This is a genomic window from Rahnella sp. ChDrAdgB13 (assembly GCF_017655185.1).
GTDB lineage: Bacteria > Pseudomonadota > Gammaproteobacteria > Enterobacterales > Enterobacteriaceae > Rahnella > Rahnella contaminans.
The window spans coordinates 163,442-186,988 of the sequence record NZ_JAEMGT010000001.1 but is presented as its reverse complement, the minus strand read 5'-3'; the positions used below and the strand labels follow the sequence as shown (position 1 = coordinate 186,988).

18 protein-coding genes are annotated in these 23,547 nt (G+C 53.3%); 12 read left to right on the top strand and 6 right to left on the bottom strand.

Annotation, left to right across the window (positions count from 1 at the left end):
* The first annotated feature begins 75 nt into the window (after nucleotides 1-75).
* From speG to ppx, 3 genes are all read left to right on the top strand, one after another.
* Nucleotides 76-651: a spermidine N1-acetyltransferase gene (gene speG / locus J8X26_RS00855; RefSeq protein ID WP_208949919.1), complete on the top strand. Its 576-nt coding sequence runs from the start codon at nucleotides 76-78 to the stop codon at nucleotides 649-651.
* Between the two features lie 304 nt (nucleotides 652-955).
* Entirely contained in the window at nucleotides 956-3,025 is a 2,070-nt protein-coding gene (ppk1, locus tag J8X26_RS00850; RefSeq protein WP_152327933.1) for a polyphosphate kinase 1, read from the top strand.
* A gap of 22 nt (nucleotides 3,026-3,047) precedes the next feature.
* Nucleotides 3,048-4,598 (top strand): exopolyphosphatase, encoded by a 1,551-nt coding sequence (gene ppx / locus J8X26_RS00845; RefSeq protein ID WP_208949918.1) that lies wholly within the window; start codon nucleotides 3,048-3,050, stop codon nucleotides 4,596-4,598.
* A gap of 71 nt (nucleotides 4,599-4,669) precedes the next feature.
* On the opposite strand, the gene J8X26_RS00840 is transcribed toward ppx, so the two are convergent.
* Nucleotides 4,670-6,901, bottom strand: coding sequence for an EAL domain-containing protein (locus tag J8X26_RS00840; protein WP_235937366.1), 2,232 nt, complete (start codon nucleotides 6,899-6,901; stop codon nucleotides 4,670-4,672).
* A 731-nt stretch (nucleotides 6,902-7,632) separates the two neighbouring features.
* Between J8X26_RS00840 and mgtE the strand changes: the two genes are divergently transcribed.
* Nucleotides 7,633-9,072: a magnesium transporter gene (mgtE, locus tag J8X26_RS00835; protein WP_208949917.1), complete on the top strand. Its 1,440-nt coding sequence runs from the start codon at nucleotides 7,633-7,635 to the stop codon at nucleotides 9,070-9,072.
* A 205-nt stretch (nucleotides 9,073-9,277) separates the two neighbouring features.
* Nucleotides 9,278-11,545: a PAS domain S-box protein gene (locus J8X26_RS00830; RefSeq protein ID WP_208949916.1), complete on the top strand. Its 2,268-nt coding sequence runs from the start codon at nucleotides 9,278-9,280 to the stop codon at nucleotides 11,543-11,545.
* Here J8X26_RS00830 and alkA read toward each other — a convergent pair whose 3' ends face one another.
* Nucleotides 11,546-12,409, bottom strand: coding sequence for a DNA-3-methyladenine glycosylase 2 (gene alkA, locus J8X26_RS00825; protein ID WP_244370251.1), 864 nt, complete (start codon nucleotides 12,407-12,409; stop codon nucleotides 11,546-11,548).
* 89 nt (nucleotides 12,410-12,498) lie between these two features.
* Entirely contained in the window at nucleotides 12,499-13,890 is a 1,392-nt protein-coding gene (cysS, locus tag J8X26_RS00820) for a cysteine--tRNA ligase (RefSeq protein WP_208949914.1), read from the bottom strand.
* 227 nt (nucleotides 13,891-14,117) lie between these two features.
* Between cysS and ppiB the strand changes: the two genes are divergently transcribed.
* Both ppiB and lpxH read left to right on the top strand, forming a co-directional pair.
* Nucleotides 14,118-14,612 carry a peptidylprolyl isomerase B gene (ppiB, locus tag J8X26_RS00815; RefSeq protein ID WP_152327925.1) on the top strand — a complete coding sequence of 165 codons (495 nt, stop codon included), beginning with the start codon at nucleotides 14,118-14,120 and terminating at the stop codon, nucleotides 14,610-14,612.
* A gap of 11 nt (nucleotides 14,613-14,623) precedes the next feature.
* Complete coding sequence (gene lpxH, locus J8X26_RS00810; protein WP_152327924.1) at nucleotides 14,624-15,346, top strand: UDP-2,3-diacylglucosamine diphosphatase; 723 nt, start codon at nucleotides 14,624-14,626, stop codon at nucleotides 15,344-15,346.
* Here lpxH and J8X26_RS00805 read toward each other — a convergent pair.
* Entirely contained in the window at nucleotides 15,330-15,962 is a 633-nt protein-coding gene (locus tag J8X26_RS00805; RefSeq protein WP_152327923.1) for a tRNA-(ms[2]io[6]A)-hydroxylase, read from the bottom strand. The two genes, lpxH and J8X26_RS00805, sit on opposite strands and share 17 nt — an antisense overlap.
* A gap of 180 nt (nucleotides 15,963-16,142) precedes the next feature.
* Between J8X26_RS00805 and purE the strand changes: the two genes are divergently transcribed.
* Together purE and purK are read left to right on the top strand one after the other, a co-directional pair.
* A complete protein-coding gene (gene purE / locus J8X26_RS00800; RefSeq protein WP_152327922.1) occupies nucleotides 16,143-16,652 on the top strand; it encodes a 5-(carboxyamino)imidazole ribonucleotide mutase in 510 nt (169 codons plus the stop codon).
* A complete protein-coding gene (gene purK / locus J8X26_RS00795; protein ID WP_208949913.1) occupies nucleotides 16,649-17,713 on the top strand; it encodes a 5-(carboxyamino)imidazole ribonucleotide synthase in 1,065 nt (354 codons plus the stop codon). Before purE ends, purK begins: the two co-directional genes overlap by 4 nt.
* Nucleotides 17,714-17,868: 155 nt before the next feature.
* On the opposite strand, the gene ybbP is transcribed toward purK, so the two are convergent.
* Both ybbP and ybbA read right to left on the bottom strand, forming a co-directional pair.
* The gene (ybbP, locus tag J8X26_RS00790; protein ID WP_208949912.1) at nucleotides 17,869-20,301 is read right to left on the bottom strand and encodes a putative ABC transporter permease subunit YbbP; all 2,433 of its coding nucleotides are present in this window, start codon (nucleotides 20,299-20,301) and stop codon (nucleotides 17,869-17,871) included.
* On the bottom strand, nucleotides 20,298-20,984 hold the full coding sequence (gene ybbA, locus J8X26_RS00785; RefSeq protein WP_165059341.1) for a putative ABC transporter ATP-binding protein YbbA: 687 nt from the start codon (nucleotides 20,982-20,984) through the stop codon (nucleotides 20,298-20,300). Before ybbA ends, ybbP begins: the two co-directional genes overlap by 4 nt.
* Here ybbA and tesA point away from each other — a divergent pair.
* The 3 genes from tesA to J8X26_RS00770 all read left to right on the top strand — a co-directional run bounded on the left by tesA (nucleotide 20,955) and on the right by J8X26_RS00770 (nucleotide 23,427).
* Nucleotides 20,955-21,584: a multifunctional acyl-CoA thioesterase I/protease I/lysophospholipase L1 gene (gene tesA / locus J8X26_RS00780; RefSeq protein ID WP_244370249.1), complete on the top strand. Its 630-nt coding sequence runs from the start codon at nucleotides 20,955-20,957 to the stop codon at nucleotides 21,582-21,584. The two genes, ybbA and tesA, sit on opposite strands and share 30 nt — an antisense overlap.
* Before the next feature lie 111 nt (nucleotides 21,585-21,695).
* Nucleotides 21,696-22,472 carry an SDR family oxidoreductase gene (locus tag J8X26_RS00775; protein WP_208949910.1) on the top strand — a complete coding sequence of 259 codons (777 nt, stop codon included), beginning with the start codon at nucleotides 21,696-21,698 and terminating at the stop codon, nucleotides 22,470-22,472.
* 97 nt (nucleotides 22,473-22,569) lie between these two features.
* On the top strand, nucleotides 22,570-23,427 hold the full coding sequence (locus tag J8X26_RS00770; RefSeq protein WP_152327916.1) for a co-chaperone YbbN: 858 nt from the start codon (nucleotides 22,570-22,572) through the stop codon (nucleotides 23,425-23,427).
* The last annotated feature ends 120 nt before the right edge of the window (nucleotides 23,428-23,547 follow it).

The window sequence follows — 23,547 nt, the reverse complement described above, 5'->3', positions numbered from 1 at the left end:
ACGGTTGTTTCAGATCTCATATTCACGAAGGTTACCTCAGGTAAAACGGCTTTTTGATTTTTTGAGGAACACCCCATGTTTAGCAATAACAGCGTCAGATTACGTCCACTGGAAAAGGATGACCTGTCGTTTGTTCACCGTCTTGATAATAACGCCAGCATCATGCGTTACTGGTTTGAAGAGCCTTACGAGGCGTTCGTCGAACTGACAGATCTCTATAACAAACATATTCATAACCAAAGCGAGCGTCGCTTTATTATTGAATTCCAGGGCGGGCCGGTCGGATTAGTCGAACTGGTCGAAATTAATCATATTCACCGCCGCGCGGAATTTCAGATAATCATCGACCCGCAGCATCAGGGTAAAGGCTTTGCCGGTGATGCCGTCCGTCTGGCCATGGATTATGCCTTCTCCGTTCTGAACCTCTATAAGCTGTATTTAATCGTCGACAAAGAAAATAAAAAGGCGATTCATATTTACAGCAAACTCGGATTTGAACTTGAAGGCGAACTGAAGCAGGAATTCTTTGTGAACGGCGAATATCGCAGCGCCATCCGCATGTGTATTTTCCAGCCTCAGTTCCTGGCGAAATATAAAACTAAGCCTGTTCAGGTCAAACCTGAATCTCTTATTGGTGCCAGCGACGTCTGATTTCGCATAAATACCTTACCGGTGAGGGCGACAACGCCTTCACCGGTAAGACTTTTCCCGCTTTTAATCCTCATTTATTCCCCCTGCATAAGCTCTCCTTAATTCATCCCCTGTAGTGTTGGACTTTCCTGTCAATCTTTCGCAATATTGGTAGTAGACACTAGGCCCTCTCACAAAAGGCTTCCTGTTGCGCCCGGCTTTGAAACAGACGGGTAACATGAAGATCACGTTGAGCTAAATTGCGGTGTTTTTCAGGCGATTTGCCTGTATGGGCCAGGTTGTAAGCCAAATGAACGGAGTGAAAATGGGTCAGGAAAAGCTTTATATCGAGAAAGAACTAAGCTGGCTGTCCTTCAATGAGCGCGTGTTGCAGGAAGCGGCAGACAAAAGTAATCCCCTGATCGAAAGGATGCGTTTTTTAGGGATTTACTCCAATAATCTGGATGAGTTTTATAAAGTCCGCTTTGCTGATTTAAAACGGCGGATCCTCATCAGTGAGGAACAGGGTTTTCTTGGCGCGTCCCGTCATTTGCTGAAAAAAATTCAGGCAAAAGTGCTTCGCATTGATCAGGAATTTGACAGTCTCTACAACGATTTACTGCTGGAAATGGCACGTAATCAAATTTTCCTGATTAACGAGCGTCAGGTGTCGGAAAACCAGCAAGCCTGGTTGCGTCAGTATTTCAAACATCAGCTGCGCCAGCACATTACGCCGATCCTCATTAATCACGACACCAATCTGGTGCAATTCCTCAAAGACGATTACACCTATCTGGCGGTAGAAATTATCCGCGGCGAAGAGATTCACTACGCCCTGCTGGAAATCCCGTCCGATAAAGTTCCGCGTTTCGTTAACCTGCCACCGGAAGCGCCGCGCCGCCGCAAGCCGATGATCCTGCTGGATAACATTCTGCGTTATTGCCTCGACGACATTTTCAAAGGCTTCTTCGATTACGATGCGCTGAATGCCTATTCGATGAAAATGACCCGCGACGCCGAATACGATCTGGTCACAGAAATGGAATCCAGCCTGCTGGAACTCATGTCATCGAGCCTGAAACAGCGTCTGACCGCTGAGCCGGTGCGTTTTGTCTATCAGCGCGACATGCCGGATGAAATGGTGGAATTGCTGCGCGGCAAGCTCGGTATTTCCAACTACGATTCTGTAATTGCCGGTGGCCGTTACCACAACTTTAAAGATTTCATTGGTTTCCCGAACGTCGGCAAAGCCAATCTGGTCAACCGCCCTCTGCCACGTCTGCGTCATTTGTGGTTCGATAAATTTCGTAACGGCTTTGCCGCCATTCGTGAACAGGACGTGTTGCTATATTACCCGTACCACACGTTTGAGCACGTTCTCGAACTGTTGCGCCAGGCGTCGTTTGATCCCAACGTTTTATCGATAAAAATCAATATTTACCGCGTGGCTAAAGACTCACGCATTATTGAATCGATGATCCACGCCGCGCATAACGGCAAGAAAGTGACGGTTGTTGTTGAGTTACAGGCGCGTTTCGATGAAGAAGCTAACATTCACTGGGCGAAACGTCTGACTGAAGCCGGTGTACACGTTATTTTCTCTGCGCCGGGTCTGAAAATTCACGCAAAACTCTTTCTTATCTCGCGCCGCGAAGGCGATGAAATTGTCCGCTATGCTCATATTGGGACCGGTAACTTTAACGAGAAAACCGCGCGGCTTTATACCGACTATTCGCTGCTGACCGCTGATGCGCGTATCACCAACGAAGTCCGTCGCGTCTTCAACTTTATTGAAAACCCTTACCGCCCGGTTTCTTTCGAACATCTGATGGTGTCGCCGCAAAACTCGCGCGACATGCTTTACCGCCTGATCGACAAAGAGATCGCCAACGTGCAGGCTGGCGGAACCGGCGGCATTACGCTGAAGATCAACAATCTGGTGGACAAAGGGCTGATTGATCGTCTGTACGTCGCGTCGAATGTGGGCGTCAAAATCCGCCTGCTGATCCGCGGCATGTGTTCACTGGTGCCCAACTTACCCGGCTTCAGCGAAAACATTCAGGTCACCAGTATCATCGACCGCTATCTTGAACACGATCGCGTTTATGTCTTTGAAAATGGCGGCGATACCAAAGTCTTCCTGTCTTCCGCTGACTGGATGACCCGAAATATTGATTACCGCATTGAAGTGGCTGTCGCCCTGCTCGATCCGCGCCTGAAACAGCGCGTTCTGGACATTCTCGAACTGCTGTTCAGCGACACGGTAAAAGCCAGAGTGATTGATAAAGAACTGAGCAACCGGTATGTTCCACGCGGAAATCGTCGCAAAGTGCGCGCACAACTGGCGATTTACGAATATCTCAAAGATCTGGAACAACAAAGTCAGCAAGCCTGAACCCCTGGAGCGTTACACAACTATGCCCCTTAAAAGCAGCAGCCCATTGAATGCCAAGCCACAGGAAATTGCTGCGATCGACCTCGGATCGAACAGTTTCCATATGGTGATCGCCCGCGTCGTTAACGACGCATTGCAGGTGCTGGGACGCCTGAAACAGCGCGTTCACCTGGCCGATGGCCTCAACAATAAAAATGTGCTCAGTGAAGAAGCCATTCAACGCGGGCTGGATTGCCTGGCTTTATTTGCTGAACGCCTGCAGGGTTTTCCGGAAAATAACGTCACTATCGTTGGAACCCATACGCTGCGTCAGGCGGTGAACGCTGAGGAATTCCTCAAGCGCGCCGCCGAAGTAATCCCGTATCCGATAGAAATTATTTCCGGTCAGGAAGAAGCACGTCTGATTTTTATGGGCGTTGAACACACGCAACCTGAAAAAGGCCGCAAGCTGGTGGTCGACATTGGCGGCGGTTCGACTGAACTGGTCATCGGCGAAGATTTCGAGCCGCTACTGGCCGAAAGCCGCCGCATGGGCTGCGTCAGTTTTGCGCAGATGTTTTTCCCCGACGGTGAAATCAGCCGCAGCAATTTCAAACGCGCACAACTCGCCGCCGCACAGAAACTCGAAACACTGGCGTGGCAGTATCGTCTGCAAGGCTGGCAGTATGCGCTGGGTGCCTCAGGCAGTATCAAAGCCGCCCATGAAGTGCTGGTCGAAATGGGTGAAAAAGACGGTCTGATTACCCCTGAACGGCTGGAAATGCTGACCGAAGCCGTGCTGAACTTTAAGAATTTCAGTGCGCTGGAGTTGCCGGGCTTATCAGAAGATCGTCAGTCGGTATTCGTTCCCGGCCTGGCGATTCTGCGCGGCGTGTTTGATGCGCTGGCGGTGAAAGAATTACGCCTTTCCGACGGCGCGCTGCGTGAAGGCGTGTTGTATGAAATGGAAGGCCGGTTCCGTCATCAGGATATCCGCACCCGCACGGCGAAAAGCCTGGCCGAGCATTACAATATCGACCGGGAACAGGCGCGCCGCGTGCTGGAAACGACCGAACAGTTGTATGCCCAATGGCTGGCGCAAAATACCAAACTGGTACAGCCGCAGCTCGAATCTCTGCTGAAATTCAGCGCCATGCTGCATGAAGTCGGCCTGAGCATCAACCACACCGGCATGCACAAGCATTCTTCTTATATCCTGCAAAATACCAACTTGCCGGGCTTTAATCAGGAACAGCAAACGCTGCTGGCGACGCTGGTGCGTTTTCACCGCAAAGCCATCAAGCTCGAAGAACTGCCGCGCCTGAATTTGTTTAAGAAGAAGCATTATATTCCGCTGATTCAGCTGCTGCGTCTGGGCGCGTTGCTCAACAACCAGCGCCAGTCGACAACCACGCCGGAATCCCTGCGGTTATCGACCGATGATAATCACTGGACGCTGCGTTTCCCGGCGGGATATCTGGCCCAGAATAACCTGGTTCAGCTCGATTTCGAACGCGAACAAAGCTACTGGAACGATGTCACGGGCTGGAAACTGATGCTCGAAGAAGAAGACGCTGAGCCTTCTGACAAATAAATCCGGACAATAAAAAAGCCCTCTGGCATTTTATGCTCAGAGGGCTTTTAACTTTTCAGCGTACTGATAAATCAGTTTTTTTGAAATTCCAGCAGCGAGGCCAGCGGCAGAGGCTTGCCCACCAGATACCCCTGCATATAATCCACGCCCAGTGCGTGAAGTGCCGCTTTCTGCTCTTCGGTTTCCACGTATTCCGCCACAATCGACAGATGTTTCATGCGCGCCACCTGACAAATTGACTGCACAATGTATCCGTCCAGCGGATCAGTCAGCATGTTGCGCACAAAACTGCCGTCAATCTTCAAAATATCAGCCTGAATCGCCTTGAGGCGGCCATAACTGGCGTAACCGGTGCCGAAGTCGTCAATCGCAATCCGGCAGCCATAAGAGCGCAGTTCACGCATCGCATAATCCGCATACTTCATGTTTTGAAGTAGATGCGATTCCGTAACTTCTAAAACGATCTGGAACGGTTCGATCTCAAATTCCAGCATCAGCGTTTTAAAATCGCGGGTAAACGTCGGGCGGCACAGCGTGGATGGTGTAAAGTTCACGGCAAAACGCAGGCTGGGAAGACGCACGCGGTTCTGATGAATAAACATCAGCGTGTGCCGCAGAACCCACATATCCATCTGATAAGAAAGACCGAACTCATGCACCACCGGCAGGAATTTATCCGGCGTCACCAGTGATTCCTGTTCACCATCAAACAGGCGCAGCAGAATCTCATGATAACTGTCGCCGCGCACGCCCAGTATCGGCTGCGCCATCAGCACAAAGCGGTCGTCATCAAGGGCACGCTGGATTTTATGCAGCATGTCGACTTTCTCTTTAATCTCCAGCTGAACCTGACTGTGGTCGCTTTTATTGGATTCTGGCTGACCGGTGGTCAGGGAAACTTCCGCAATACCACTGAGTTCGCCGAGCAAAATCGGCAAATGCTCAACCGGGGAATAGACTGTGCAATAGGATAAGCCGATGTTCGGATGCAGCGGCAGACCGTTCCAGATCAGCCGGAAATCTTCCAGATAATCATGCAAATACTGAAGCTTTTTATCGGCGTCTTCGCAGTTTAAACGCAGAACCAAATCATATCCCGGCAGGTGGTAAACCCGCTCACCGTCCTGCAAATAAGGATTCAGCCCCAGCGCCAGTTGCTGTTTAAACTGGATACGCAACTGCATGCCGTAGTTGCGGCTCAGCACATCCATGTCCGAAACGCGGATGAAGCACAACATTGAGCGCGGATGACGGGCCAGATCACGGTTAAACGCGCGCAGGTTGGGCAGGCCAAAGACCGGATCCTGCAACGCCGCGGCGCTGAATTTTTTCATCAGCAGACGCTGACGGGAAGAAAGCACCGACATGAGTAACAGCGTCACGGTATAAACCAGCATGAGCGCAGAAACAAAGACCAGATTATGTGTAAACCCGTGTTCAGAGATAAAACCCTGATAGTTATTGAATAAGACGGTAAGCGTAACCGTCCAGACGATGCTGATGAAGTAATAGCCATAACGCAGCGCGCCGAACAGCAGCACCGGGAAAAGCAGTGTCAGCGTATAGTCGCTGAGCAAAATCTTGGTAAACGGCTCGCTGAGCCCCGGAATGCACAGCAACGTCACCATGAAGGTCAGCACAACAAACCACAGCAGCACTTCGAGACGTTTCACGCCCGGCGCACGCTGTTTTCTCAACATCATGCGCAACACGCGGAAATAACGTGGCTGACGGATCAGGCGGATAACCAGATAAATAACGTGAGAGTTAAGCAAGATCCCTAAAATCATTGCCTGCAAATTGACCAGCGTTCTGAGGGTGACAAACTCTGCGGTCGCCATGCCCAGATAACCGGGTAAAAGCCCGCTTTCCACGACAATCTGCAAGACGATCATAAAAAAGAACGTCAGAAAAATCAGCAGCCAGCCAACACGAACTTTCGCCAGCGTCATTAATCCCAACGGAGCCGACCAGCGGTTCCCGGCCTGCCAGCGATAACCCAGCCATGCGAGAAACAGTGACGTGAAATAAATCACCGTCATCAGCACGCTCATGTCAAAACCGACACGCAGGTAATAACGCAGGAAAAGCGTGAGGACAATGCCCGGGAAAGCCGCCCAGTCAAATACCATCAATAAGGCAACGCACGTTGCCAGCGGCATGTAGATCAGATACGTCCGGCCTTCCGGCAGCATAATGATCGGCGAAAGCCATGACGTCACTGGAATCAATACCAGCGCGCAAATAACGGGAAGTCCCCACCATTTGTGGCGCAGGTCATGCCAGGAGAAATTTTTACGCATCAAGTCCATCTACGTTTGCGCATGAGGTTCATGCAGCGGTGAGTGATTTAGGATGTCACGGACGTCAGGCAATCCGGCAGCAGTGGCGACAGCTCCGCTCTCCGTTATCATTGTAAAAATGTCATTTCACAGAAAAAATGCGGAAGAAAAGAATACAGCTGACGAAAGCCTGGTCGCAGATATTTAAATTATGGCTGGATTCTAATGCGACTTATCTTAAATCCTTTGATGCAGATCATTAAACAGAATCTTTACGATTTTCACTAAAAATCATCCAAAACAAATTAATCACGCGATGAACGAAGTGAAAAATCTTATTTGGATTAGAATCATGAAACAAAGAGAAAAATTCTATGCAGTGAGGCTTTCACCGGAGGTCAAATCGCCATTTTTGCGCTTTTTTTGATTATCTGGTTGCCCGTTTAGTTCTGTTATATATTGTAAATATTATTATTTATCCTCTTTCTTTCCCGCTACCGGAGCCAGGAACCACTTAAGCGATCTTAATTATGTCTCGAAAATCCAACATCAAGATGACGAAAATCGTTTTATCGATAAGTTTCATTATTTTGTTCGGCCGTCTCGTCTACTCAGCTATCGGCGCGTATACGCATCATCAGAACCAAAAACAGTCCGAAACGCCAACCGAAACCCGACGAGATCAGACCCCCGAAAAAACATGTACCGGCACGCTGAAAAGTTGCCGTTACTTCAAGGAATAAGGATCTCGAATGTCTGCCGAAAAACCTAAGAATTACGGCCAAAAGCTGGCGGAAAGCCGCAGCAGGATCCTCGATCTCCTTCTGAATACCGACAATCTGGCTGAGAGCATTCTGGGCGAAGACCTGGATGTGGATGACGCAACGCGTGCCACGCTGATGGATAACACCGCCGAACTCAGCGCGCGCGTACAAAAACTGCATGCGGCGGACGTCGCCGACGTGCTGGAAGCATTACCTATCCGTGAACGTCTGGCGTTGTGGAGCCTGGTTGAGCCGTCGGCGCGCGGTAAAGCGCTGGTCGAAGTTTCAGAAACCGTCTGGGACAGCCTGATTGAAGAGATGAGCGATAAAGACCTGCTCAAAACCATGTCGCTGCTCGACGTGGACGATCAGGTGTATCTCGCCGAATACCTTCCGCGTGACCTGATTGGCCGGGTTCTGACGTCGCTCGACCCGCGCCAGCGCGATAAAGTCCGCGAAGTCATGAAGTTCAGCAAGGAATGCGTGGGCCGTATCATGGATTTCGAGCTGCTGAGCGTTCGCCCGGATGTCACGCTGGGCACCGTGCAGCGCTTTCTTCGTCTGCGTAAAACCATTCCGCAAGCGACCGATAAGTTATTCATTACCGACCGGAAAAATACGCTGCTCGGCGAACTCCCGCTGACCACAATTTTACTGAACCCGCCGCATACGCCGGTTTCTGACGTCATGATCACCGACTTCACCAGTTTTGAGCCGGAAGATAAGGCCGAAGACGCGGCCAGCGCGTTTGAACGTTATGACCTGATTACCGCCCCGGTGGTGGATAAAAAAGGCAAACTGATGGGACGTCTGGCGGTGGAAGAGATTGTTGATTTCGTGAATAACGACACCGACAGCAATCTGCGCCGGATGGGCGGCCTGAGCCCGGAAGAAGATGTGTTTTCTCCGGTCAGAAAGGCCGTACGAAACCGCTGGGCCTGGCTGGCTATCAATTTGTGTACGGCGTTTGTCGCCTCGCGCGTTATCGGCCTGTTTGAACATACTATTTCACAACTTGTGGCCCTTGCCGCGCTGATGCCGATTGTCGCCGGGATCGGCGGTAATACCGGCAATCAAACCATCACGATGATTGTCCGCGGGCTGGCGCTACACCATGTTCAGCTCGGTAACCTAAGATTTCTGATGTTCAGGGAGTTGGGTGTAGCGCTGATCAACGGCCTGGTTTGGGGCGGGCTGATGGGCGTGGTGACGTGGCTGCTGTACAGCGACTGGCAGATGGGCGCTGTGATGACGCTGGCGATGGTGCTGAATCTCCTGCTGGCCGCGCTGATGGGCGTGGTTATTCCTCTGACCATGGTTCGCCTTGGCCGTGACCCTGCCGTGGGTTCCAGCGTGATGATCACCGCGCTGACTGACACCGGCGGTTTCTTTATCTTCCTGGGCCTTGCCACTATTTTCTTGCTTTGACGCACACTTTCCGGCTTTCGGGCCGGAATATTCGTTATCTATTACACCGTAATGTAGAATTTATATTAATAATTCATTCTGATTTTCCGATACTGATTACATGCCGCCGCGCGATCCCCACACTGCCGCGACGAGTAAAAAATAGAACAACAGCTATTACCGCATTTGTTTGTCATTCGCCGCCGGTCAGAAAAGGGTTTTCATCGTGGAAAGAAGCCAACCACCTTCTCTCATAGTTCACAGGGCAGACTGGAAAGCCCCCCTGCTTTTAGGTATTGCTATCTGCCTGCTGGCGCTTGCGTGCATGAACGTTATTCAGAGACAGTCGAGCCTGGCGGGTTTATGGCTGCCCACTGCGTTGCTTATCCCGGTCCTTTTTCATCACCCTTATCGCCAGTGGCTGACGTTGCTTTGCGCCGCGTCTCTGGGCATTGCCGCCGCCCATGCAGTCATGGGCACGCCGTTCCCGCGCTATTTTCCTTATCTGCTCAACAACCTGATTGAAGCGTCTTTGTGTGCAGTATTGTTGCGCCGGATGTTGCCACAGCGGGATCCGCTTTCCGGTCTCGGTTCCTGGGTGAAGTTTTTGCTGATTGCCGTGGTTTTCTGCCCGCTGGTCAGTTCGGTGATCATGATGCTGTTCATCCTGCACATTCATTCACCAGGCGAATTGCAAAACCGTTTTGCAACCTGGTTTATGTCTGAGGCCGTGGCGATCCTGGCACTCACGCCGCTGGGGCTGATTTATCAGCGCGGATATTTCAGCAAAAATCTCACTTCTCAGCGTTTTTTTGAGCTGGCTCTGACACTGATTCTGACGCTGATCGCCGGTTTTCTCGCACTGAAATGGCTGCCTTACACCTTCGCGTTTATCACCATTCCGCTGCTGTGGTGCGCCATCCGCCTGCCGCGTATTGAAGCCTTTATTATTTTCCTTTCGATGACGCTGATGATTGCCCTGCTGCACACCAGCGGGATTATCAACGTTCAGCCCCATACAGTGATGCAAATCCCGCAGGGGTTAATTTTCCTGCCGCTGCTGCTGATCCTGATGCCAGCTAATGCAATGGCCATGGCCATGCATTCCTTGCGCATGGAGAAATCACACATTACCCAGAGCGAAAACCGCTTTCGTAACGCCATGGAATATTCGGCCATCGGAATGACACTGGTTTCTCCGCAGGGAAAACTGCTCCAGGTCAACAAGGCGCTGTGCAACCTTTTGGGTTATGAAGCAGAGTATCTGACTACGCTGTCGTTTCAGGAAATAACCTATCAGGAAGACTTAGGCAAAGATCTCACGTTGTTCAAGCAGTTGCTCGATGATGAAATCCAGAGCTACACCATGGAAAAACGCTATTTATGCCGCAATGGTGAACTCGTCTGGGCTTTGCTGGCGGTTTCGCTGGTGCGTGATGAACACCACAACCCGCTGTATTTCATTTCTCAGATTGAGGATATTAACGAACTCAAACACACGGAAATGACCAACAAACGGCTGTCTGAAGCGCTGCATGAAGAAAAAGAGCTGCTGCACATCACCCTGAATTCGATCAATGAAGCCGTGATTTCCACCGACCGGAATATGAATATTACGTTCATGAATCCGGTGGCGGAGAAAATGACCGGCTGGTCAGAGCAGCAGGCGCAGGGGCAGCCGGTAAACCGGATCGTGTTGATCAGCAAAGGGCCGGACGGGCCGCTTATCGACAACCTGCTGCAATTTGATATCAACGAAAACCTGCACTCTTCCGTGGAACGTTCCCTCGTGCTGCACGGCCACGACACCGGTTTGTTTGATGTCCAGCTGGCCGTTTCGCCGCTGCGCACGCTGAAAGATGAGCCGATCGGTATCGTGCTGGTACTTCAGGACGTCAGTAAATCCCGCGAGCTGATGCGCAAACTCAGCTACAGCGCGTCCCACGATTTGCTGACCGGCCTGTCTAACCGCGGCAGTTTTGAATCGAGCCTGAAAAAAGCGCTAAACCTGACGGCGACGCGTCATCAGGTTCACACGCTGGCGTTTATCGATCTCGACCGTTTCAAAGCGATCAATGACAGTGCGGGCCACGCAGCGGGCGATGAGTTGTTGCGTCAGCTGAGCACGCTGATGCAGGAACATATCCGCAACAGCGATCGTCTCGCGCGTCTGGGTGGTGATGAATTTGCGCTGATTCTGTTTGATTGTCCGATGGAACAAGGGCTCGGCATGGTTCAGCAACTGGTGGATAAGATCAACGCGTACCACTTTATGTGGGAAGGGAAAATGTACCGCATCGGCGCCAGCGCAGGGCTGACGCAAATTTGTAATCCGCACATCAGCGGCAGTGAATTTATGGCGCAGGCCGATATGGCCTGTTATACCGCCAAACGTAACGGCCGCGGGCAGGTTTTCAAATACGAAGCCGACCAGAAAACCGCAACCGCCCACGCCCCGCAATCCGTGTCGCCGCCTCAGAACGGAACGGAATAATCAGGGCAAATCAGGCTGCCAGTCATTGTTGAACCATAAATGCAGCGTGGCGTAAGTGCGCCACGGCTTCCAGACCTCGGCGTAACGGGCGATTTTCCCCGGCGTCATTCCGGGAAAGCGCTGCTTAATCAGATAATCGCCGCCCAGAAAAACATCCGGCGCAGACCACGCGCGCATCGCCACATAACTCGCCGTCCAGCTGCCAATGCCCGGCATCGCCAGCAACTGTCTGACACCTTCCTGCACATCGGTAATGTCATCGAGCGGCAACCGCCCTTCTTCCACCGATTGTGCAATATTAATCAGGCACGCCGCGCGTTTGGCCTGCACACCGATACCGCGTAAATCATCGACCGTTAATTTCGCGATTGCCGCCGGAGACGGAAACAGATGCGTCAGCGCCGCAAAAGGCGTGCTCAGCGGTTCGCCCCATTTTTCCGTCAGCCGCGTCGCCAGCGTTGCCGCCATTTTCACACTGACCAGCTGACCCAGTATCGCCCTCACCGTCAGCTCAAAACGATTTATACAGCCCGGCAGACGGAGTCCCACGGCATTTTCGGCCAGCGGACCTAAACCTTCAGCGATCAGTAATGGCTGCGCATCCAGATCCAGTAACCGCCGCACCTGCTGCGCTACATTTTCTGCAACCGGAGCCAGCGACGGCGAAACCTCCAGTTCGACACTGTTAAGGTCCGGCAAAGGACGCAACCGCAACCAGCCGCTCAGCCGCACGCCGTTGTGCATCACCGCCAGTGTGCGCTGATAAAATTCGCCGTCCTGCTGCTCGATGCCCTGCAAGGCACGTGCGCCAAGAAACGTGGTCATCCACTGCCAGTCATACGGAGGCTGATACGTCAGAAGCATTTGAGTCACAGGACAGTCCTTATAAAAAAGCCTCCAGAAAGGAGGCTGTTGAGATCTTGCATCTCCAAAAAAATGGAGTCTGAAGGAGATTATTTACGGCGCCAGGTGGTTCCGTTTGCCCCATCTTCCAGCACGATACCCATTTCATTCAGGCGGTCGCGCGCCTTATCCGCCATGCTCCAGTCTTTGCTGGCGCGGGCATCGTTACGCTGTTTGATTAACGCTTCGATTTCAGCGACTTCATCGTCATTATCTGCCTGCGCACCGGATTTCAGGAACTGCTCCGGATCCTGCTCCAGCAAACCGAGCACGCCCGCCAGCTGACGCAGTTCTGCTGCCAGACCGTTTGCCGCCGCCATATCTTCCGTTTTCAGACGGTTAATGTCGCGCGCCATATCGAACAGCACGGAATAGGCTTCCGGCGTATTAAAATCGTCGTCCATTGCCGCACGAAAACGCGTCACAAACGCGTCGCCACCAGCAGGCGTTGCGCTGGCGTCAGTACCACGCAGAGAGGTGTACAGACGTTCCATCGAGGTACGCGCAAGTTTCAGGTTCTCTTCGCTGTAGTTCAGCTGGCTACGATAGTGGCCGGACATCAGGAAGTAACGCACGCTTTCCGCATCGTAATATTTCAGCACATCGCGCACGGTAAAGAAGTTATCCAGTGATTTGGACATCTTTTCGCGGTCAATCATGACCATGCCGGAGTGCATCCAGGTGTTCACATACGGGCCGTCGTGTGCGCAGCTTGACTGCGCAATTTCGTTTTCGTGGTGCGGGAACATCAGGTCTGAACCGCCACCGTGAATATCAAAATGCGCGCCCAGCTGCTTGCAGTTCATCGCAGAACATTCGATGTGCCAGCCCGGACGGCCCTCGCCCCACGGAGAGGTCCAGCTCGGTTCGCCCGGTTTGGACATTTTCCACAGCACGAAATCCATCGGATTACGCTTCACGTTAGCTTCAACTTCGACGCGTGCGCCAGCCTGCAACTGATCCAAATCCTGACGGGATAACACACCGTAATCCGGATCACTTTCCACCCAGAACATCACGTCGCCATTGGAGGCGACATAAGCGTGATCGCGGTCGATCAGCTTCTGCACGATATCGATGATTTCATGAATGTGTCCGGTCGCGCGCGGCTCAGAATCCGGCGGCAGAATATTCAGGGCAGCAAAATCCGCGTGCATTTCGGCGATCATACGGTCGGTCAATGCCATAAAAGTTTCGCCATTTTCAGCGGCACGTTTAATGATTTTGTCGTCGATATCGGTGATGTTACGCACATATTTCAGGTCATAACCGAGGTAACGCAGGTAACGCGATACCACATCGAAAGACACAAAGGTGCGGCCATGGCCGATATGACACAGGTCGTAAACAGTGATCCCACACACGTACATCCCGACTTTACCGGCATGAATTGGCTTGAATTCCTCTTTTTGGCGACTCAGGGTATTAAAAATCTTCAGCATCAGGCTATTCCGTGTGTTGGGCGTAGAAAATGACGTTGGCGCAGTTAAGCGACACTAACGGCCATAATATAACGAAAATGATTTCACCGAAACGGCATAAGGCCGCCGGACGGGCTTTAGTGGTCACAAAGGCGCTGCTGACGGCAACTTTTGAGTTATGGTATAAGAAAAGGCTATAGTAACGACTCTTACAGAGAGCACACATCAACATTAGCAGGATGATAATTATGGTCACTTTCCACACCAACCACGGCGACATCGTCATTAAAACTTTCGCTGACAAAGCGCCAGCCACGGTTGAAAACTTCCTGAACTATTGCCGTAAAGGCTTCTACGACAACACAATTTTCCATCGTGTGATTAACGGTTTCATGATCCAGGGCGGCGGTTTTGAGCCAGGCATGAACCAGAAAAACACCGACGCACCTATCGATAACGAAGCGGATAACGGCCTGAAAAACACCAAAGGCACGCTGGCGATGGCGCGTACTAACGATCCGCATTCTGCCACCGCACAGTTCTTCATCAACGTTACTGACAACGATTTCCTTAACCACAGCGGCAAAAACGCGCAGGGTTGGGGCTACTGCGTATTTGCAGAAGTGGTTGAAGGTCAGGACGTGGTTGACGCAATCAAAGCCGTTAAAACGGGCCGCAGCGGTATGCACCAGGACGTTCCAAAAGAAGATGTTGTGATCAAAAGCGTCACCATCAGCGAATAATTAGCGTCGGGATGACCACGTTTTTTATCGCAGATATCCATCTTTGCGCACAGGAACCGGCAATCACTGCCGGTTTTCTGCGTTTTCTTCGCGAAGATGCGCCGCAGGCTGATGCGCTGTACATTCTCGGGGATTTATTCGAAGCCTGGATTGGTGACGATGACCCGGAACCGTTACACGCAGAAATCGCTGCGGCGTTAAACCAGCTCCGCCAGCAAGGCGTGCCCTGCTTTTTCATCCACGGTAACCGCGATTTTCTGCTCGGCAGACGTTTTGCGCGTGAAAGCCTGATGACGCTGCTGCCAGAGAAAAAAGTTCTCGAGCTTTATGGCCGCCGCGTGCTCATCCTGCACGGCGACACGCTGTGTACCGATGACGTTGCCTACCAGAATTTCCGCAAAAAAGTTCATAACCCGTTTATCCAGAAATTATTCCTAATGCTGCCTCTGAAATGGCGGCTGGCGATTGCCGCAAAAATGCGCGCCAACAGCAAAGCGTCTAATCAGGGAAAATCGCTGGAAATTATGGACGTGAATCCGCAGGCGGTGATCAGTGAAATGCAGGCGGCAGGCGTCGAGTGGATGATCCACGGGCACACGCACCGCCCGGCTATTCATGATGTGCCTTTAGAAAATAAAACCGGCCACCGCGTAGTACTCGGCGCATGGCACGAAGAAGGCTCGATGGTGAAAGTCACCGCCGGTAACGTGGAACTGATCAGCTTCCCGTTTTAAGCCCGCAGACTGGGACTCCACTGTGGAAGCGGAATTGTTCATCTGGCGTTAAGATCAGTTCCGCTTCAATCCTGCCAAACTCCTCCACCCGTTCACTGATATCGGTTCCCGCATACTGTTCGGCCAGCGCCAGATAATCGGCAAAATGGCGTGATTCTGAGCGCAACAGCGACGTATAAAAGCGTGACAGGGTTTCATCGAGATGCGGAGCAATCTTGGCAAATCGCTCGCAGGAACGCGCTTCGATGTACGCACCAATAATCAGACGGTCCACCAGAATATTCAGGTCATCATGATGGCGGGTATGTTTAATCATGCCACTGGCGTAGCGCGACGGTGAAAGCTGGGTATAAGTAATATTGCGTTTCTGCATGATTTCCACCACCTGCTCAAAGTGATGAAGCTCTTCGCGCGCCAGACGTGCCGCGCAAAACAGCAACTCGGTACGCTCAAGATATTTGGTCATCAGGCTCATCGCCGTGGCCGCCGCCTTCTTTTCACAGTTAGCGTGGTCAATCAGCATGACAGTCTGATTTTCCAGCGCCACATCCACCCATAACGCAGGTGTTTCACAGTGAAGAAAATCATAAATCGGTGCCAGTAAAGCCTGCGTCATAGTTCAGTTTCCAGTGGGGATGGCGAATATTATCGTGGCTGGGATTATACAAATCTGTCGCGCACTTCTCATCAAAAATGCACCGTATTCCGGCTACGCAACCGTTTTCCTTGCTTCGTGAGCGTGATATCATTTGCGCCCTCACACGCTTTAAATCCGAATCACAGGAGCTATACAGACATGTCATCCAACGTTACCCCGGCAAAAATCGCCATCGTTATGGGGTCTAAAAGTGACTGGGCGACCATGCAGTTCGCCGCCGAAGTGCTCACAACGCTGAATATTCCTTTCCATGTCGATATCGTCTCCGCACACCGCACGCCGGACAAATTGTTCACCTTTGCTGAACAGGCGTCGGCCAATGGTTTTGATGTGATCATCGCAGGCGCAGGCGGCGCGGCGCATTTACCAGGCATGCTGGCGGCGAAAACGCTGGTGCCGGTGCTCGGCGTGCCCGTGCAAAGCGCGGCCCTGAGCGGCATCGACAGCCTGTATTCCATCGTACAAATGCCGCGCGGTATTCCGGTCGGTACGCTGGCAATTGGTAAAGCGGGTGCCGCTAACGCTGCGTTGCTGGCGGCACAAATTCTGGCGCTGCATGATACTGAAATTGCCAAAAATCTGGCCGCGTGGCGTGTCGCACAAACGGATGAAGTGCTGAATAATCCCGATCCACGGGAGGAAGCATGAAACCGGTTTGCGTACTCGGAAACGGTCAGTTAGGCAGAATGCTGCGTCAGGCCGGTGAACCGCTGGGCATTGCCGTTTATCCGGTCGGACTTGATGCCGAACCGGAGGCCGTACCTTTTCAGCAAAGCGTCATTACCGCAGAAATCGAACGCTGGCCGGAAACCGCGCTGACCCGCGAACTGGCAACGCATAATGCGTTCGTTAACCGCGATATTTTCCCGCGTCTGGCCGATCGCCTGACGCAGAAACAGTTGCTCGACCAGCTCGGTCTGGCGACTGCGCCGTGGCAATTGCTGGCAGATGCCGCACAATGGCCGCAGGTTTTTTCACAGCTTGGCGAACTGGCGATTGTGAAACGTCGCGTCGGCGGTTATGACGGTCGTGGTCAGTGGCGCTTGCGTTCCGGCGAAGAAAATACATTGCCACAAGATTGCTACGGCGAATGCATCGTTGAGCAGGGCATCAATTTCTCCGGTGAAGTGTCGCTGGTAGGTGCGCGTGGTCACGACGGGAAAACCGTTTTTTATCCGCTGACGCACAATCTGCATCAGGACGGTATTCTGCGCACCAGCGTCGCACTGCCGGAGCCGGACGCTGCGCTGCAACAGCAGGCTGAAAGCATGCTGTCGGCGATTCTGAACGAACTGAATTATGTCGGCGTGATGGCGATGGAATGTTTCGTGGTCAGCGAAGGTTTGCTCATCAACGAACTGGCTCCGCGCGTACATAACAGCGGGCACTGGACGCAAAACGGCGCATCCTACAGCCAGTTTGAAATGCACCTGCGCGCCATACTCGGTCTGCCGCTGCCGAAACCGGTGGTCAGTACGCCGTCGGTGATGGTGAATCTGATTGGCACGGATGTGTCAGAACAGTGGCTGAACCTGCCACTGGTCAATCTGCACTGGTACGAGAAAGACGTGCGTCCGGGTCGTAAAGTCGGACACCTGAATCTCAATGATGCCAGCGCCAGCCTGCTGAAAGAAAACCTGAATGCACTGATCCCGATGCTGCCGGCCGAATATGCCAGCGGCATTGAATGGGCAGTTGAAAAGATTTGATTTGAGCACCTCCTTATTAAAAGGAGATGCTCTGGTAACCTAAATAATTCGAGTTACAGGAAGGCGGCAAGTCAAGGAATCCCGATGAGCTTACTCAGGTAAGTGATTCGGGTGACTGAACGCAGCCAACGCACCTGTGGCTCGAAGTATGACGGTTACGAGTCGTATTGCCTGAACAGCGCCCGCCCCCGCAGCAACCGTACACCCAGCCAGCCTCCGCAGACAGACAGCAGCAACGCGCTGACCACCGGAACGGCGATCCACATCAGGTAATCCGGTTCCCACGGGAAATCAAACACTTTTCGCTGCAACAACCATAACGCCACTTCGGCACCTATCGCCGCCGCAATGCCCGCCACGAGTCCAAGAACCGCAAATTCGCACCAGAGAGTACGGTGCAGCATCTTTTTACTCGCGCCTAACGTGCGATAAACGATCAACTCCTGACGGCGCTGACGCATCCCGACCTGAATCTGTGCCAGCAACAGCAAACCGCCGCACAGCATCACCAGAATCACCATCACTTCCAGCGCCCGGCTGACCTGCTGTAAGACCTGTCCGACCTGCCGCAGAATCGAACCGACATCCAGCAAACTGAGCGTCGGGAACTGACGGTTCAGTTGCGTAATGGTGCTGTCATCGCCGTGATAACGGAAACTGGTCAGCCAGCTTTGCGGCTGGGCATCCAGTGCGCCCGTCGGGAAGATAAAGTAGAAATTCGGCTTCAGGCTGTCCCAGTCCACTTTTCGCAGGCTGGTAATCTTAGCGGTGAAATCCTGCGTATCGCCGGTGAAGGTCACCGAATCGCCGATTTTCAGTCCGAGACGTCCGGCCAGCCCTTCATCGATGGACACTTCACCCGCTTTCGGTGCGCCATTACCTGCGGTCAGCGGATTATGATCCGGCAATCCGTCCATCCAGGTCAGATTCAGTTCACGGTTTACCGCTTCCCCGCCCGCATCGTCCGGCTTGATTTTGTCCGTCGCGGCTTCGCCGTTAATCTTCGTCAAACGCGCCCGTACAATCGGATAGAACGTTTCCGGCTGCGCGTTATGCTGATGCAGGAAATCCGTCACCTGCGGAACCTGCTCTTTGGTGATGTTGAGCAGGAAGAAGTTCGGACTGTCCGGCGGAAGCTGTTGCTCCCAGCGGTTCAGCAGATCCCCGCGCATCACCAGCAACAGCGCCAGCAGCATGAACGACATGGAAAACGCCGCCAGCTGGCTGAGCGTTACCCACGGCTGTCGCAGCAGACGGTTGACCGCCAGACGCAACGGAAGCTGGCGGAACGTCAGGCGGCGCAGCAAAAGCAAAGCGCCCCAGCCAATCACACCGAGCAACAGCGAAAGCACCAGCACGCCCGCCAGCAGTGACCAGAGCAGCGAACTGCCGCCCATCAGCGCCGCCAGTAACCCGACGACCACCAGCACCATCACCGGCAGGAAATAGCGCAGCGGCCAGACGTTCGCCACAACGTCATTTCTCAGCACGCGCAGCGGTTGGGTGGCCAGCAACTGACGGTAAGGACGGATGCCAATCAGCAGTGAAATCACGACCATTGCGCCCATCGACCAGACCCACGGCCAGCCACCGGCAGGCGGCAATTGTGCGGGAAGAACCGGCGCGAGCACTTTCATCAGAACGGCTTCAAAGGCCAGTCCGACGATGCTGCCGCAAATTCCCGCCAGTACCAGAACTGCCAGCCACTGACCAATAATCAGTTTTCGCAGCGCCTTTTTCCCGGCGCCTAATGTTTTCAGCACTGCCACCAGATCGTACCGGCTTCGGCAGTAATGCCCCATCGACACGGCAATGGCGGCAATCGACAACATCAGCGTCAGCAGGGCTGACAACGTCAGGAATTGTTGTGAACGCTGTAATGATTTGCCCAGCGCGCCTTCGGAATCCTCCATGCCGGTCCAGCGCTGATCGGGTTTCAGCAGCCCTTTAATGGCGTCGCCGTAGGTCTGAATAGCCTGCGGGGAACCGGCAAACATATAGCGGTACGTCAGGCGGCTGCCCGGCTGAACCGCGCCGGTTTTCGGCACATCATCAAGATTCATGATTACGCGCGGCGCGGTCTGGAACGGGTTAAAACCGGCATCCGGTTCCTGAACAATCACACCGGCAATTTTCAGCGTACTGTCGCCGACATCCAGATCATCGCCCACTTTCACGTTCAGCAGCGCCAGCAAACGGGGTGCCACCAGCACGGTTCCCGGCTGCGGTTTCAGCCCCACCGGTTCCGTCTGCAACGCCCCGTATAATGGATACGCCAGATCAGTGGCTTTTACCGACGCCAGCTGCGGCGTGTTTCCGGCAAAGGTCATGGTCATGAAAGAGAGCTGACGGCTGACTTTCAGCCCCTGCGTTTCGGCATCCTGCAACCAGGCTTCAGTAATCGGATGAGAAGAACGCAGCACGCGGTCTCCCGCAATAAACTCACGACTTTGCTGGCTCAGCCCATTGTCCATGCGGTCGCTGATACTGCCCAGCGCCAGCACGCAGGCCACCGCCAGCGTCAGCGCCAGCCAGACAATCAGCAGCGAAGGCGATCGCCATTCCCGCCAGAACCAGCGCCAGATCATGCTTCCTCCCACAATTTCCCGTCACGCAGACGCAGACGCCGCTGACAACGCGCCGCCAGTTGTTCGTCATGCGTGACCAGAATCAGCGTGGTGGCCGCATCTCGGTTCAGTGAGAACAGCAGATCGACGATACGTTCGCCGGTGGCGCGATCCAGATTGCCGGTCGGCTCATCGGCGAACAGAAGTTTAGGTTTGCCGATAAACGCACGCGCCAGCGCCACACGTTGCTGTTCGCCACCGGAAAGCTGCGCCGGAAGATGATTCAAACGCCCGCCCAGCCCGAGACTTTCCAGCAACTGCACCGCCTGCTGACGGCTGTTGCTGTCGCTTTCACCGCGCAACAACGCCGGAAGTTGCACGTTTTCCAGCGCATTTAGCGTCGGCACCAGCATGAAGGATTGAAATACAAATCCGACGTTTTTTGCCCGCAGTGCGGCGCGCCCTTCCTCATTGAGAGAGTTCAGGGATTTGCCGAGCAACATCACGTCGCCCGAGGTGCCGTCGTCGAGTCCGGCGAGGATCCCCAGCAACGTCGATTTACCGGAACCGGATTCGCCAATCAGGGCAATTGTCTGGGCAGGTTTGACAACCAGCTCGACACCGGACAGGATGGTGAGCTGTCCTTCACCCTGACCGACGTGCTTACTAAGATGATGAACTTCAAGAACGTTTTCCGCTGGCATCTCCCCTTCCTTATGTTGTTGGGATTGCTGAGTTTTCGCGCCATAGCTGCTGATAACTTACTGATTATCGGCGACAGTTTAAGCGCCGTCTATCGCCTTCCGGTAGCCGAATCCTGGCCGTCGTTGCTCAATAATAAGTGGCAAAAAGAAGGGGATAAACCCACGATTATTAACGCCAGCATCAGCGGAGATACCGCCGAACAGGGGCTGGCCCGTTTACAGACTTTGCTGCAACAACATCATCCGCGCTGGGTGCTGATTGAACTGGGCGCGAATGACGGACTGCGCGGCTTTCCGCCACAAAACATTTCACAAACTCTGACGCAGATTATCAGTCAGGTAAAACAGGCCAACGCCGAACCGCTGCTGATGCAAATCCGCCTGCCGCCAAATTATGGCCGCCGTTACGGTGATGCGTTCTACGCCATTTATCCGGCGCTGGCGAAGCAGGAAAACATCCCGCTGGTGCCGTTCTTTATGGAGCCGGTCGCCGCAAAACCCGAGTGGATGCAGGACGACGGTTTGCATCCCGCACTGGCGGCACAGCCTTTTATCGCCGACTGGATGGCCGACAAACTCGCGCCGCTGGTGACGCAGTAGGGTTACAATAAATAATACCGTGACGTGATTAAAACCAAGACGTTACCTTTTTCACCCGACTCCCTAGTAAATCACAGCCATGAAAAATAGGGACACCTCACAGGTAAAGTTATGCAAAAAGCAGTATTAATTACCGGTTGCTCCAGCGGAATAGGGCTGGTTGCCGCCCAAGATTTACGGGCTCGCGGCTACCGGGTGCTGGCCGCCTGCCGTAAAAGTGCAGATATCGACACGCTCAGCCAACTCGGTTTTGAAACTATTGCGCTCGATCTTGATGACAAACACAGCGTAGAACTTGCCGCCGCGGAGGTTATCGCGCTGACCGGCAATCGTCTTTACGGCCTGTTCAACAATGCCGGATACGGTGTTTACGGCCCGCTGAACACCATCACCCGCGAGCAGTTTGAGCAACAATTTTCCACCAATCTGTTCGGCACGCATCAGTTGACGCAGCTATTACTGCCCGCAATGTTGCCGCACGGCGAAGGCCGCATTATTCAGACCAGCTCGGTGATGGGGCTGGTGACGACGCCGGGCCGCGGAACCTATGCCGCCAGCAAATTCGCGCTCGAAGCCTGGTCAGATACGTTACGCATGGAGTTGCACGGCACGGGCATCCAGGTGAGCCTGATTGAACCCGGCCCGCTGAGCAGCAACTTTACGGCTAACGTGAATCAGTCACAGGCCGACCGGCCGGTCGAAAACCCGGGGATCGCGCGGCGTTTTACGCTGCCGCCGGAGGCCGTTTTGCCGAAATTGCACCATGCTTTAGAAAACCCGAAGGCACGTCTGCGGTATCCGGTTACGCTGGTCGCCCATGTGCTCACTGTGTTGAAACGCCTTTTACCTTCGCGTTTGCTGGACAAAATATTGCGCGGAAACAGCTAAGTAAACAGAGCCGGGGGTTGAAGCCGTAAAACCTGCCCCCATCTGGTATTTAATGCTTTAAATGACTTTGAGCCTTAGCGCGAGAGAGACAGAATTCATGCTTGCACAACCTACTGTTATCGATATCAACGAAACCAATCTGCATCAGACGCTGGAACAATCCATGTCGGTGCCGGTGATGTTCTACTTTTGGTCTGAGCGCAGCCAGCATTGCCTGCAACTGGGGCCAATTCTCGACAAACTGGCGGCGGAATATGCCGGTCAGCTGGTTCTGGCGAAAGTGGACTGCGATGCCGAGCAGATGATTGCCCAGCAGTTTGGCCTGCGTTCTATCCCGGCGGTTTACCTGTTCAAAGATGGCCAGCCGGTGGATGGTTTCCAGGGGCCGCAGCCGGAAGAAGTGATCCGCGAACTGCTGCAGAAAGTCCTGCCGAAAGAAGAAGAGCTGAAACTGGCTCAGGCGCAGGAACTGATACAAGAAGGTAACTTCGCCGATGCCCTTCCGCTGCTGAAAGATGCATGGCAAGTGAGCAACTACCGCAGTGATATCGGGATGACGCTGGCGGAAGTTCAGATTCAGTTGAACCGTTCCGACGACGCGGAAGCCGTGCTGGCCACCATTCCCTTGCAGGATAAAGATTCCCGTTATCAGGGGCTGATTGCCCAGATTGAACTACTGAAACAGGCGGCTGACACCCCTGAAATTCAGCTGCTGCAACAGGAATTACAGCAGGATCCTGACAACGCCGAGCTGGTGGTTAAACTCAGCCTGCAACTGCATCAGGTCGGGCGTAACGAAGAAGCGCTGGAACTGCTGATGGCTCCGCTAAAAAAAGATTTAGGTGCGGCAAACGGCGCGGCACGCAAAACGCTGATGGATATCATGGCGGCACTCGGCACCGGCGACGCGCTGGCGGCTAAATATCGTCGCCAGTTATATTCCCTGCTGTACTGATTCACGCTAAAAATTTCTTACGCGCGTCGGGCATTCCCCCCTTCCTGACGTGCGTTTTTTTTCGCCTTTTCCCCTGCCTTTTATCCCCTGAACTATCCTTTATTAATACGACGCGTAAGT

Coding starts and splice junctions, on each gene's coding strand:
- speG (WP_208949919.1), top strand. CDS start 76: ATGTTTAGCAATAACAGCGTCAGATTACGTCCACTGGAAAAGGATGAC.
- ppk1 (WP_152327933.1), top strand. CDS start 956: ATGGGTCAGGAAAAGCTTTATATCGAGAAAGAACTAAGCTGGCTGTCC.
- ppx (WP_208949918.1), top strand. CDS start 3,048: ATGCCCCTTAAAAGCAGCAGCCCATTGAATGCCAAGCCACAGGAAATT.
- J8X26_RS00840 (WP_235937366.1), bottom strand. CDS start 6,901: ATGCGTAAAAATTTCTCCTGGCATGACCTGCGCCACAAATGGTGGGGA.
- mgtE (WP_208949917.1), top strand. CDS start 7,633: ATGTCTGCCGAAAAACCTAAGAATTACGGCCAAAAGCTGGCGGAAAGC.
- alkA (WP_244370251.1), bottom strand. CDS start 12,409: ATGCTTCTGACGTATCAGCCTCCGTATGACTGGCAGTGGATGACCACG.
- cysS (WP_208949914.1), bottom strand. CDS start 13,890: ATGCTGAAGATTTTTAATACCCTGAGTCGCCAAAAAGAGGAATTCAAG.
- ppiB (WP_152327925.1), top strand. CDS start 14,118: ATGGTCACTTTCCACACCAACCACGGCGACATCGTCATTAAAACTTTC.
- lpxH (WP_152327924.1), top strand. CDS start 14,624: ATGACCACGTTTTTTATCGCAGATATCCATCTTTGCGCACAGGAACCG.
- J8X26_RS00805 (WP_152327923.1), bottom strand. CDS start 15,962: ATGACGCAGGCTTTACTGGCACCGATTTATGATTTTCTTCACTGTGAA.
- purE (WP_152327922.1), top strand. CDS start 16,143: ATGTCATCCAACGTTACCCCGGCAAAAATCGCCATCGTTATGGGGTCT.
- purK (WP_208949913.1), top strand. CDS start 16,649: ATGAAACCGGTTTGCGTACTCGGAAACGGTCAGTTAGGCAGAATGCTG.
- ybbP (WP_208949912.1), bottom strand. CDS start 20,301: ATGATCTGGCGCTGGTTCTGGCGGGAATGGCGATCGCCTTCGCTGCTG.
- tesA (WP_244370249.1), top strand. CDS start 20,955: ATGAACTTCAAGAACGTTTTCCGCTGGCATCTCCCCTTCCTTATGTTG.
- ybbA (WP_165059341.1), bottom strand. CDS start 20,984: ATGCCAGCGGAAAACGTTCTTGAAGTTCATCATCTTAGTAAGCACGTC.
- J8X26_RS00775 (WP_208949910.1), top strand. CDS start 21,696: ATGCAAAAAGCAGTATTAATTACCGGTTGCTCCAGCGGAATAGGGCTG.
- J8X26_RS00770 (WP_152327916.1), top strand. CDS start 22,570: ATGCTTGCACAACCTACTGTTATCGATATCAACGAAACCAATCTGCAT.